This is a genomic window from Bacillus sp. 05T22 (assembly GCF_056396765.1).
Genome location: NZ_JBFTMC010000115.1, coordinates 1 through 13305, shown reverse-complemented (window position 1 = coordinate 13305; position 13305 = coordinate 1). Strand labels below are relative to the sequence as shown.

The following is a 13305-nucleotide window of genomic DNA, read 5'->3' as shown; positions in this document are numbered from 1 at the left end:
TGATTAATCAAAATCAACTGAAGAAGGCTTTAGAGGATTGGCCCATAGAAGTAGGGACTGAATTCGATGGATTTTCTGTGGTGACTGATCCAAACGGGAGATTACTCGCAAGTGCTGGAGAGAATGTGCCCCAGTTTATTGATTTTAAATTACATTTTTCTTGATAAATCAAAGATTTCCTGGCATACTTTTAAAATTATTTGTGCACGAATATAGCCTCTCCTTACACTTCTATAAACCAAATCCTTTCCCTTCTTATCATTACTTCTTAAAAATGTAGATTGGGATGGAGAAACATATATAAACTATACCCTTTTACTTAATGGAGAATGTAGATGTGGAAAATTCATTTTTGGAATAATATTCTTAAAGGAAAAATCAAAAACTATATATCTTTATTGTATTAATTAAAGACATTCATAAAATATGGATAATCATTTAAAAAACCGAGGTCGTTCAAAGAATTGGTGAAAATAAACGGGAGGAATTTTAACAACGTTAGGAAAAATAAATTTTGGGATCGTAAACAGCTTCGAAATACCAAATTTAAAACAAAGATTAGGTATACAATCTATTAATATAAAAAGGTAGCTCTACATAAGTAAAGCTACCTTAGAAATTGTTTGTTCTATAATCTTTATTTTTTCAAATGATAAGGTACCGTCGTAATAACTACATTTCTCTTATACAGCAAGAATGCGCGAATCAGTAAGCTCGATTGATTATGAAGAATATTGTGCCAACCTTTCTTAGGAATAAATTGCGGTATTACTACAGTAACCCGATAATTTGATTCGTTAGCTTTATATTGAACTGTATCAATAAATTTAGTTAGCGGCTGAATAATACTTCTGTAATGAGAATGTAGTGTCACCAGCCTAACTCCAGGCTGCCATTTCTTCCATTTTTCTTCAAACTTCTTCTCATCTTCTCTTTCAAAAGAAACATAAACAGCTATGACCTGATCTGGTGAAAGGGATTTAGCATAATTTAATGAGTTCTCTACTACATGAGTCATGCCAGCAACAGGAACAATGATTACATTCCCTTGAATCGGCACAATTGGTTCACAAGTTCTAAGACTTAATTGATCACCTACTGCTTCATAATGCTTTCTAATTCGATGAAAAACAATGATAATGACAGGTAAGAAAATTAACACTGTCCAAACTTGTGCAAACTTAGTTAAAAAGAACATACTCATAACTATAAAACTAATAATAGCACCCGTTAAATTAATCGTTAATTTTAAAATCCACCCTTTAGGCTTTTCACGAATCCATTTTACCACCATTCCAGACTGGGACAACGTAAATGGAATAAACACACCTACTGCATAAAGTGGAATGAGATGTTCCGTTTGCCCTTGGAAAGCAATAATTAAAAGAATTGAAGCAATTCCAAGTATGATAATTCCATTTGAATACCCTAATCGGTCTCCTCTAACTGTAAACATTCTAGGTATAAACTTATCTTTTGCAAGATTAACTGCTAGTAAAGGAAAAGCAGAATAACCAGTATTAGCAGCAAGTATTAATATCAACGCTGTTGTTCCTTGAATAAAGAAATACATGAAGTTCCGTCCAAATGTTTCTTCGGCAATTTGTGAAACAACTGTTACCTCTTCACTTGGAGTAACACCATAATAGTAAGCTAAATATACGATTCCTGAAAATAACACTGCAAGTAAGGAGCCCATCGCAAGTAACGTTTTAGCAGCATTTTTAGGAGCCGGATCTTTAAAGTTTGGAATCGCATTGGAAATGGCTTCAACACCTGTCAAAGCAGAACTACCTGATGCAAATGCTCTTAAGAGTAAAAACAAACTAACCCCTGCTACTGGTGTACCAATTGGTGTATGCAAATTAGGTGAGACTTCACCTGTTACAATGTTGTATATACCTACACCGATTAATATAAATAACGCTAAAACAAATAAATAAACGGGATAAGCTAAAACAGAAGCTGATTCCGTTACTCCTCTTAAGTTCAAAATTGTAATAAATAATACAAAGATAATAGCAATAACCACATTATGAGCATGTAGACTAGGAAAAGCTGATGTAAGTGCATCTGTACCTGCAGATACACTTACTGCCACCGTTAAAATGTAGTCTACTAATAAGGAACCTCCAGCTATTAATCCTGGATTCACACCTAAATTTTCTTTTGATACTACATACGCTCCTCCCCCATGAGGATACGCAAAAATAATTTGTCTATAAGACAAAATTAGAGCTGTTAGCAAAACTAAGACTCCTATTGCGATTGGAATAGAATACCAAAATGCTAACGCCCCCACTGTAGATAGAGCAATTAATATTTGCTCCGGACCATAGGCAACCGATGATAATGCGTCAGAAGATAGAATCGCTAACGCTTTCGTTTTATTAAGCTTTTGCTCTCCTAATTCGGTTGATTTTAATGGTCTTCCAATTAAAAACCTCTTTATAGTTGAAACCACTGCTGTCCACTCTCCAATAACTTTGTACGTACATTTCTCTTTTAGTCAAATTAATAAACTATTTTTCAGAAAACAAAAAATGTCTACAAGCCATAACAAATAGACTTGTAGACATTAATTTTTTTGTCGCACAAGCTCCACCTTCCTTCTCATATAACGCTTACGAGGTTAGCTGTCGGATTCGGGCCTGTGAGTAGCCCTACCTCTTTTGCAAGGATTCACCCCTTGGATTATGTATCAATCCACAAAAACGGTTCCCCCATACCATTAGGTTTCAGCGATTTAGAAATTTGAAACTGTCGATTATCATACTCCCTTATTTAGAAAAAGTAAACAAAAATTTTTAAGCAATAGCTTAAATTTTTAGAAATAGAAAAATTGTGATGATTATATAGGATATTACTTCGTGAATGAATATAATGCATCATATAAAATTAGCTTTTGAAGTTTTTGCACCACAATCAAATTATTTATATATATGCTATCTATTAATGAATAGACTTCATCTTTTTTCAATTACAGTATACATATATCTAGACCCATCGATTACTTCTATCAGTTCCCCTATTAATACTCTTATTGTTCGAAATATTAAATCTAAAACCCGTTTTATTTGTAGGATTTCCTTACTTTTTGTCGAATATATTCAATAGGAGGAGGAATATTACATGATTTTCAAAGGATTCTTCATTAATCTATCCATTTTTGCTTTCCTAGTTAGCTCAGCTATATTTATTCGAGTGTTGATTTTGAATATTAATTCTAAATTAAACCAGCTATATGGAGGAGTAGTTGCCGGTATCATAGCTGCTATTTTGATGGTCTTTAATTTTAAGCACATGGGATTGTTTTATGATCTCCGAATGGCTCCTCTTATAATTTCGTACATTTATTTTGGTCGTACGGCTGGTTGGATTACAATAACATTTATTATAATTATGCGCATTTTCTATCTTGGTGGTAATTGGGGGCCATCTTTGATTGTGTCTTTAGGAATAGCTACTATATATACTATTTTTGAAACATATCTCAAGAAGCTTCATCCCTTTAAGAGAGTCTTTCTCTATCTAGCTGTTTATATAGCTATGATCCATTTGGTATTCGGATTCTTTTTTCCTTCTATACCTCTTATACTTTTTGACATTCAAGGTACATTATTTATATCTTCTGGACTATTGATCAGTATTTTTCTTATGGAGTCCTATCAAAAATTATATTATTTAACACAAAATTTAACTAAAGCGAATGAAACATTACTAGAATCTAAGCAAGAATTAAGGGATACCGTACATGAATTGCAAGGAGGTATTTTTAAGTTTAAAAAAGAAAATGGGGATTTTATCCACACTTTATGTGATGGACAGTTATTTTATCACCATGGGTTTCACTCCAAACAAGTGGTAGGAAAAAGTTTACTGACCATAGATTCTTCCATTGTTCCATTTCATTTACTTCCTCGACTACTAAAATATTATCAACAGGCATGGGATGGTGAAGAAGTCAATTTCGAACTGCCATGGCCAAATGATGAGACTATTATCCTTTTCTCTCTTAGGCCTGTTAAACGAGAAGGAACAGTTATTGAGGTAGTTGGTTCTACTGTTGATATAACGAAAAGAAAAAATGCGGAAGATGAACTAAAGGTGACGAAAGAACGGCTGGAATCATTTATAAATCATAACGTAGATGCTATCACTATATTTGATTTAGACGGACACATGATACAAGCCAATAAAGCTTATGAAAAGGTATTTGGATGGTCAGAAAAAGAAATCTTGGGGGAAAAATTACCTTGCGTACCAGATTTTTTAATGGATCAAACTCTAGAAAATATTAAAAACATTACCGCAAAAGATCCTCTTATTACTAAGTTAGAAACAGTGCGACAACGCAAGGACAAAACTCTCATTGATGTAAGCTTGACGGTTTCACCCATTCTAGATTTAAGGGGCAATGTAATTGCTTTATCAGGAATTTGTAGAGACATTTCTGAAAGGAAACAAGCAGAAAGAGAACTCCATCGATTACATCAACAATTAAAAGACAGTGAAATGAAATACCGTGCACTAATCGAACAAGCAACTGACGCAGTATATGTAGTAGAGCTGAATGAGGATCAACTTCCAACAGGATTTATAGAGGTAAATCCTGTTGGGTGTAAAAGATTTGGATATAGTAGAGAAGAGCTTCTCTCGATGCCATTTCCTAGTACCGTTCCGCCAGATTCTCCAATGGTCAAAAGAGTAATAGAAAAAATTAGAGAAGGGCAAACTTCTTTCACTTTGCAAGATGAATTTGTTTTTCCAACAGGAAAAACAATAACAACTGAGTTTGGTGTCCGTGTTTTTAACTTGAATGGCAAAAACGTTTTCTTGAGTATCTCTCGAGATATCACGGAACGGTTAAAAACAGAAGAATTATTAAGAAAATCGGAAAAACTTGCTGTAGTAGGTCAATTAGCCACTGCAATTGCCCATGAAATTAACAATCCTTTAACAGCAATGAAAGGATTCATGCATTTACTAAAATCAACAGAAAATAAGAACAATGAGCATTATATAGATATCGTGTTATCAGAGATTGAGCGAATAGACAGTATTACAAATGAATTTATGGCGCTAGCAAAGCCTCAGGCGTTAGAAATTAAAACAAATGATCTTAATGTATTAATGGAACAAGTTGTAATGATACTTCAGCCTCAAGCAATGATGAACAACATACAAATTACAACTGAGTTTACATCTGATACTTCATTCATCCTTTGTGAAGGAAATCAATTAAAGCAAGTTTTTATAAATATCTTAAAAAATGCGATTGAAGCGACAGCAATGGGAGGGGAAATCTTGATTCAAATCGAATATATATCTGATAAAAACCAGGTAAACATTCGATTTACTGATTACGGATGCGGAATTGAAAAAGATCGTATACCTTATCTAGGAGAGCCATTTTATAGTATTAAAGAAGATGGTATCGGTTTAGGATTAATGATCTGTTATAAAATGATTGAAAAGCACGAAGGAAAGATACTTATTGACAGCGAAGTTGGGAAAGGAACAATAGTTAATATAAATCTTCCCATAGCTACTCTCAAAAATTAAAGCTCTTATTCATCTTTTTAGGTACACCCTTTCACCATGAAATGAAAAATAAAAACATCTCAAAAGCGAAAAAGTTTCTTTTCTATAGTTTAGAAAAAGAAACTTTTTCGCTTTTGAATATTATGAATAATTTGTTTTTCGAAAGCAAAGAACAATATCTATTAGAAGCTGGTGATGGTGTAAAAATACTAGCAAATTTGAAACATAAATGGGAAAATTTTTAGATATGGTGAATTATTCCTAGAATCGTTGCCGTATCTTAATAAGGTCATCCTTGTCGCACAGACAATTGGTATACCAAACATGATTGTAATACACAGATCGATCAAATGAACTTAATAGAAAAAGAAAGAGAGGACCTTTCTGGTAAGAGCTCCTCTCTTTTCATATTAATTTGTGTCATGTATAAGTTTATTTCTTATTGATTCACGTACGTATCAAACCATAAATGGATATATCCATCTGTAATACGCTGTTCTTCCATTAAACGTTTTCCCGTTACCGGTGTTACTTCAGCACGCCATTTATCAGCAGAATTTTGTGATACAGCTGCTTTTAGGAACCAACCTTTCGTTGAACTTTAAGGTGAGAGTCTTACTATCGGCGAATAGCGGGATAAAATATTGAATGTTCATATACAATTACCTAATTTGTACTTTTTTATATCCACCTTCTTTTTTGAGACCGTTCATTTTTAAATTCACATAATAAACCAATCTAAATATAAACGGAAACAACAAAGAGCCTACAAGGGATGGAATGAATATTTTATTAAAAAGTGAAGCTATCCCAAAAAGAATCACCGCAAAAAAGTAGCCTACAATTGCACTCCAATAAACAAAACGTGCAAATTTAATTTGGAACGTATCACCTTTTTTGCAAGGTTTACCGAACATAACTTGGACAAATTTAATCAATGCAATCACCTCTCCTTATGCTGTAGCTTGTTTCAAGAGACAACAAGCCAATTATATCTCATTTACAGTAACTCACTTGGAAATGTCTCCTCAAAAACCCGTCACACCAGCAGGTCTACGAATCTCTCTATAGACTGTTGGAATGTTCGCTTACAGCATCTCTTCATAAACTTTTAAATTTTGATAAATAATTTTTAACAATGGCGCATCTATATGAAATTGTTTTGCTAATTTCAACAAATATCCTTGTAAGTACTCCCCCTCGATAGGTGAATCTTTCTCCATATCCCGCTGCATAGAAGATTTCATATCATATGAAATCTTATCAATCGTCTTCATATGTTCGTCAACAATATTATCCTGAATTGGGGCTCCAGATGCTTTCATAATCTGTGCTGCTTCTTCAAATAAATTCCGAATCAAGGCCCGTCCCCCATCACTTTCACGGATTGGTCCTATTGGTGCGCGCATTAGCGTAGTCACACCTGACATAACAGTAATAAATAAATATTTATGCCACATATCTTGCACGATATGATTACTCAAAACAAAACTTGCTTTTGTACCCTTTAATGTATTGGCAATCCCATATATTCGCTCTGTATGTAGATGTTTAATTTCCCCAAATACAAGTCGGTCAGCAGAGCTAGTTTGAACAACATCTCCCTCACCGTTTAATGTTGTTTCAATAAAACACAAACCTCCAATAACTTTATCCTCACCAAATACCCGTTGTAATGCAGATAGATGGGCTATACCATTTAGTAGTGGTATAATAATTGTGTTCTCACCAACAAATGGCTTCAAATCGTTTATTGCTTCTTCTAAATGATAAGTTTTTGTTGAAAATAAAATTAAATCGAATGGATCTGCGGATTCAGTTTTTGTGATTAATTGTGGTATAAAGGAGAAATCTCCATTTATGCTACGAATAACAAGACCATTTTTCTCAAGCTGTTGTTTTCGCCCACTACGAACGAGAAAAGTAACGTCTTCCCCTTTTTCTACTAAACGGCCTCCAAAATATCCTCCGACTCCTCCAGCTCCTAGTACTAAAATACGCATATAGAACTCCCCTTTTCCAAACATGAAAATTTTACTTCCTTGTAGCATAACTATATTATACATCTGACTCGTTAATTAAACAGAAGATTCAACTTTTTGATAAGGTTTTATTTTAAAAATTATGTATTATAAACTTAGTAAAGACTTGTATAGTTAGAAAGGATGAGAAGAAATACAATATCCAATGTTCTTATCTAAAAGATTAACAATACGCCCATTTGAATTAGATGATGCTCCGAGAGTTCAAGAATTAGCAGGCGATAAAGAGGTTGCGAAAACTACTACAATTATTCCTCACCCTTATCCAGATGGCTGGGCAGAAGAGTGGATTACCTCTACTCATACAGCTATGGATAAGGGAGACAGTTTTCACTTTGCAATGGTTAATGAGCAAAATATGCTCATCGGTTGTATTTACCTTTTTATTAACAAAAAACACAATAAAGGAGAATTAGGATACTGGCTGGGTAAATCATATTGGGGTAAAGGATACTGCACGGAAGCCGGTCAGGTCATCATTACATATGCATTTGAAGAATTACAGCTAAATCGTATTTACGCCGATGCTTTCACTAAAAACCCAGCTTCTTCTAAAGTTATGCAAAAATTAGGCTTGAAATATGAAGGAACATTTAAACAAAGTTGTTTGTACTGGGGAGTTTATGAAGATACTGTTGTTTATGGTTTAACAAGATCTGATTATAACAAAAGTAAGTAGCTTCTCTTCTTTTTAGAAATTCAAGAACTATATATACAAGCTGCTGCAAACAAGCAATGTGTAGTCTTTTTCATTATCTAAATAGAAATTTTAAAAACGGATCCTCTCTTTTACGATTAGATCCGCTTTTTTATTAAAATGAAATATTATCCTAGTTTAACTTTATTTTCTTCTTCAATTTTTTCTAATGCAGTAGCCACTTGCTCTTCTGTTAATTCATGCTCTGCCACATAACGATTGCGCGGATGTACACGGCATTCGTGTGAACATGCACGTAAATATTTCTCTTCATTTTCTTCCGAGCATAAGATTTGTTTGTTACATTCTGGATTTGCACAATTTACATATCGCTCACATGGTTCTTTGGTAAAGTGGTCTTTACCAACAATAACATGTTCTTTTTGGTTTACTGGTACACCAATACGCTCATCGAATACGTAACATTGTCCATCCCATAGTTCACCTTGCACTTCAGGGTCTTTTCCGTACGTTACAATCCCGCCGTGAAGCTGACTTACATCCTCAAATCCTTCACGCACTAACCATCCTGAAAACTTCTCACAGCGAATACCACCTGTACAATATGTTAAAATCTTTTTACCTTCGAACATTTCCTTATTTTCATCAATCCAATCTGGTAATTCGCGGAATGATTTAATATCAGGTTTAATCGCGCCTCTAAAATGCCCTAGCTCATATTCATAATCATTTCTTGCATCTATGATAACTGTATTTTCTTCCTTCATTGCTTCATAAAACTCTTTTGCTTCTAAATACTTACCTGTTGTTTCTTTCGGATTGATATCATCTTCTAAACGAAGTGTAACAAGCTCTGAACGAGGGCGCACATGCATTTTTTTGAACGCATGTTCATCAGCTTCATCCACTTTAAACACGATTCCAGTAAAACGTGGGTCGTTCTTCATTGCTTCCATATATTTCTCTGTTTGTTCAATAGTACCTGAAGCAGTTCCATTAATTCCTTCTCCTGCTACAAGAATTCTTCCTTTTAACTCAAGTGAATTACAAAATTCTAAATGCTGAGCAGCAAATTCTTCCGGATTCTCAATTGTAGTGTACATGTAGTACAGTAACACTCTGTTTGGTTTTGTATTTGACATTTTATTTTTACCACCTATCTAATTCGATATTTTAAAATCATGTATAAGTTAACGATCATATCGGAACATATAAGAATAAGAAAAGATATGTTAACTATTGTTCAAATAACTTTCTCCTATTTGCAATGTTTTCCTATAAGTTAACGCAAATGAAAAACGAGATTACATCACAATCCAATAGAGTTGTGATGTAATCCCAATATATTATATAACATACAAATTGGTTTCCAGCAATTAATATGCTGTGTTCTCTATTTTATCATTGAAAAACATGCCTTTTTCTAATCCATATTATAGATTAACTCTCTTTATCCACCTAAACTCCAAAAAGTTACAACTACATATTCGATGTTTTATTCATTTTTGTTAAATAATTATCTATTCCTCAATTCTAGCACACCTTTTATTGTACACTGTCATATAATTTGCATTAAGGAAACATTTGTGTTCAAATAAAAAAATCAACTAAAACATCTAAATGTATTGAAATAGATAGTAAGAATAAATACAATAATTGCATCATGCTAAGAAACTAAAGGGGAAAACTACTATGAATAAAAATATAACAAAAGATGAACATATCCCTTCTCAAAGTACAACCGTTCAATCTGCTCATCTAGCTTTAAGTGGTGAAACAAAGGGACTAAAAAAATTATTACCTTTTCTAGGACCTGCATTCATCGCATCTGTTGCTTATATTGATCCAGGGAACTTCGCTACAAATATTGCAGCTGGATCACAATATGGTTATTTACTACTTTGGGTAATTCTCGCTTCCAATTTAATGGCCGTTTTAATTCAGTCTCTATCAGCGAAACTCGGGATTGCTACTGGTAAAAACCTTCCAGAAGTTGCTCGCGAACATTTCCCAAAACCCGTTTCAATTGGTTTATGGATACAGGGTGAACTCGTTATTATGGCTACTGATTTAGCCGAGTTTATCGGTGCTGCTTTAGGATTATATTTGCTATTTGGCATTCCAATGTTACCTGCTGCTTTAATCACAGCAATCGGATCATTCATTATTCTTGAATTTCAGCGCAGAGGCTTCCGCCCATTAGAAGCTGTTATTACAGGGATGGTCTTTATTGTTGTTGTTGCATTTGGTGTACAAATGTTTTATGCGAAACCAGAGCTAAGTCCCCTTCTTTCGGGACTATTTATTCCTAAATTTCAGGGTATAGATAGTATTTTACTTGCAGCTGGGATTTTAGGTGCAACAGTAATGCCACATGCAATTTATCTACATTCTGCCTTAACGCAGCGCCGCGTAGTTGGGACAACAGATGAACAGCGCAAAAAGATTTTTCGCTTTGAATTCATTGATATCATTATTGCAATGGTGATTGCTGGAGCAATTAACGCAAGTATGCTAATCGTAGCAGCTGCCTTGTTCTTCAAAAACGGATTACATGTTGAAGATTTAGACGTTGCTTTTAATGAATTTAGCAACTTAGTTGGACCTGTATCAGCCAGCCTTTTCGGAATTGGATTGTTGGCTGCTGGTTTATCTAGTTCTTCCGTCGGTACAATGTCTGGTGATATTATTATGCAAGGATTTATCCGCATGCATATTCCTTTATATGTAAGACGCTTTATTACAATGATCCCGCCCCTTGTTATTATCGCTTTAGGTGTGAATCCAACTTACGCTCTTGTTATGAGTCAAGTTATACTATCATTTGGAATCGCATTTGCATTAGTACCTCTTATTATGTTTACAAGTAGCAAAAAGATTATGGGTGTACTAGTGAATCATCGCATTACAAACGCAATTGCCTGGTTAATTGCCGGGCTCATTATTGCTTTAAACATTTTCTTACTGTATCAAACATTTACTGGTTAATAAAAATTCCCCTCTGCTTGAAATGCAGAGGGGAATTTTTATTAGAAAGGTGAAATAACATCTCCTACCGGTACCTCATTTCCATTCTCCATACGAACGCCACCTTTTGGCATAGCTGGCCCATCAATATCCCGAAAATATAATGGCAAGCCTTCCGAAAGAAACATGCTCGTATTGGATGGATTTTGCCGCTGATGATGAATATGCAAATGTGGCTCACTGGAACTTCCTGAATTTCCAACTTGGGCAAGGCTTTCTCCTTTTGTTACATGTTGTCCCTCCTTCACTCGTACCGATCCTTTCTTCAAATGCGCAAGAATAAGATATGTTCCTGTTTCATCTAAGCGTAAGTATATGTGATTGCCAGTCATAGAATCAAAGTCATCAGTTCCCGGTTTCAAGTCAGGTTCATCATTATTGATGGATACAACCATTCCAGAAGCCGGAGTGATTACCTCTGCTCCATATATACCGTAGTCTTCTAGCTTTGAGCTTTTTATCCCAGCCGGAGGAACAAGAAGATCATATGCCCAGCGTTCAAAGGGTACCATGACGTGAGGATAGTTTGTTTCGATTCGATCTCCTCCCCATCCGACTAACGCGGCTTGATTCAACGGAAGACGAACCATTGCTTTCGGGGTTGCCGAATGAACATCTGCTGGATAAGCAATTTGCCCTATCCCGGCAAACCAACATGCTGGCCAAGCTCCAACTATGGATAAAACAAAAATAAAAATAATTGTTTTATCTAAACAATTTCTAGAAAATAAATTTCGTGCAATTAAAATAACTGAAATGGTTAGGATAATGATAGAAAAAACACTAAAAACTTGTACTCCCCACCAAGCGAAGATTGATACAACACCCCTAGCAAAATAAATTGATCCCCAACTTATAAACAAAACGATAAATAAAATTGTAAGTATTATTTTCTTCCACATGCTGTATCCTCCGTTTCTATATCTTCATTCGTTATGATACAAAACAAATTTTAAGACCTATGAAAGAAATACTTACGACTTTCTTACAATTCTTCTTTATATTCTGGTAAGAGGATCGTGAATGTTGTTTCTTCATTGCTACTACATACCGTTATATCCCCTTCATGAAGCTGAGCAATACTTTTAGCAATAGCCAGCCCCATTCCTTTTCCACCAGTATGAGCATTCCTTGATTTTTCTCCACGGTAAAATTTTTCAAATATATATGGAAGATCTTCTTTTGAGATACATTGTCCATAGTTTTTAATTTTTATTTCGACATTCGGTTTTTTCTGTAGAATTTGAATGATAATTTTCTTTCCTGATTTCCCATACGAAATACTATTACTGATCACATTTTGTATTAACCTTACTATTACATGTATATCCGCTTCAATTTGCAAATTTTGTTTACACTCAATCTCAAAGTGCAGCTTTGCCTCATCTAATTGTGGTACAAAATCAATCATGATTTGTTCTATTAATGCTTTAACTCCTATTATCTCTTTATGTAACTGAATTTCCTTGTAGTTTATATGACAATATTCTAGTAAATCATCTATTTGATTCTTTAACTCATCACTTTTTCGCTTTAATACTGCTACATATTGATTGCATTCCTCTACATTTGAATGAAGCTTACTTTCTACTAAATCAACATAACCTATTAAAGATGTTACAGGTGTTCGTAAATCATGGGAGATATTATGAATCATTTCATTTTTCATTTCTTGTGATCGTTTTTCTTTCTCAATCGATTCCTTTAAACTTTCAGCCATCCCATTAATATTCGTTGCTAATTCTCCAATCTCATCACTTTTCAAAACAGGTATATGTACTTCTAAATTGCCTTTGCTTATTTGTTTCACACTATGATTGATTTGTTCTATTCGTTTTACTGTACTCTTTGACAATAATAAGAAAAAGAGTGAGGTTAAAATGAGAAAAATAACAAAATAGATAAAGGAATATTTTTCTTCGTACCTAGCAACATCTGCATATATACTTCCAACCAAACTTTGAAATAGTATAATGCATATGGTAGCGAATAAAATGCTACATATAAAAGCAAGAAAAAATTTCATCCTAATCC

The 13305-nt window shown here is 34.1% G+C and carries 9 protein-coding genes, 1 pseudogene and 1 riboswitch; of the genes and pseudogenes, 3 read left to right on the top strand and 7 right to left on the bottom strand.

Going from position 1 to position 13305, the window contains the following annotated elements; genetic code table 11:
* Window positions 1-637: 637 nt before the first annotated feature.
* Window positions 638-2464 carry an APC family permease gene (locus AC1DIT_RS23520; protein WP_016114433.1) on the bottom strand — a complete coding sequence of 609 codons (1827 nt, stop codon included), beginning with the start codon at window positions 2462-2464 and terminating at the stop codon, window positions 638-640.
* 141 nt (window positions 2465-2605) lie between these two features.
* A riboswitch (cyclic di-AMP (ydaO/yuaA leader) is annotated at window positions 2606-2754 on the bottom strand.
* Between the two features lie 378 nt (window positions 2755-3132).
* Here AC1DIT_RS23520 and AC1DIT_RS23515 point away from each other — a divergent pair.
* Window positions 3133-5565, top strand: a complete 2433-nt coding sequence (locus AC1DIT_RS23515) for a PAS domain S-box protein (RefSeq protein ID WP_016114432.1) — start codon at window positions 3133-3135, stop codon at window positions 5563-5565.
* Window positions 5566-5983: 418 nt separating this feature from the next.
* On the opposite strand, the pseudogene AC1DIT_RS23510 reads toward AC1DIT_RS23515, so the two are convergent.
* The 3 genes and pseudogenes from AC1DIT_RS23510 to panE all read right to left on the bottom strand — a co-directional run.
* Window positions 5984-6142, bottom strand: a pseudogene (locus tag AC1DIT_RS23510) (phospholipase); the annotation flags it as partial.
* Window positions 6143-6206: 64 nt separating this feature from the next.
* Window positions 6207-6482, bottom strand: coding sequence for a hypothetical protein (locus tag AC1DIT_RS23505; protein ID WP_016114431.1), 276 nt, complete (start codon window positions 6480-6482; stop codon window positions 6207-6209).
* A 150-nt stretch (window positions 6483-6632) separates the two neighbouring features.
* Window positions 6633-7547, bottom strand: a complete 915-nt coding sequence (gene panE / locus AC1DIT_RS23500) for a 2-dehydropantoate 2-reductase (RefSeq protein ID WP_033671120.1) — start codon at window positions 7545-7547, stop codon at window positions 6633-6635.
* Between the two features lie 172 nt (window positions 7548-7719).
* Here panE and AC1DIT_RS23495 point away from each other — a divergent pair, with 172 nt between their 5' ends.
* Entirely contained in the window at window positions 7720-8265 is a 546-nt protein-coding gene (locus AC1DIT_RS23495) for a GNAT family N-acetyltransferase (protein WP_077295455.1), read from the top strand.
* A 146-nt stretch (window positions 8266-8411) separates the two neighbouring features.
* Here the strand turns inward: AC1DIT_RS23495 and trhO are convergent, their stop codons facing one another.
* On the bottom strand, window positions 8412-9386 hold the full coding sequence (gene trhO, locus AC1DIT_RS23490) for an oxygen-dependent tRNA uridine(34) hydroxylase TrhO (RefSeq protein WP_476998445.1): 975 nt from the start codon (window positions 9384-9386) through the stop codon (window positions 8412-8414).
* Between the two features lie 550 nt (window positions 9387-9936).
* On the opposite strand from trhO, the gene AC1DIT_RS23485 reads away from it, so the two are divergent.
* Complete coding sequence (locus AC1DIT_RS23485; RefSeq protein ID WP_016114427.1) at window positions 9937-11232, top strand: Nramp family divalent metal transporter; 1296 nt, start codon at window positions 9937-9939, stop codon at window positions 11230-11232.
* A 41-nt stretch (window positions 11233-11273) separates the two neighbouring features.
* On the opposite strand, the gene AC1DIT_RS23480 is transcribed toward AC1DIT_RS23485, so the two are convergent.
* Entirely contained in the window at window positions 11274-12173 is a 900-nt protein-coding gene (locus tag AC1DIT_RS23480; RefSeq protein ID WP_016114426.1) for a M23 family metallopeptidase, read from the bottom strand.
* An 83-nt stretch (window positions 12174-12256) separates the two neighbouring features.
* Complete coding sequence (locus AC1DIT_RS23475; protein ID WP_476998444.1) at window positions 12257-13303, bottom strand: HAMP domain-containing sensor histidine kinase; 1047 nt, start codon at window positions 13301-13303, stop codon at window positions 12257-12259.
* Window positions 13304-13305: the final 2 nt, after the last annotated feature.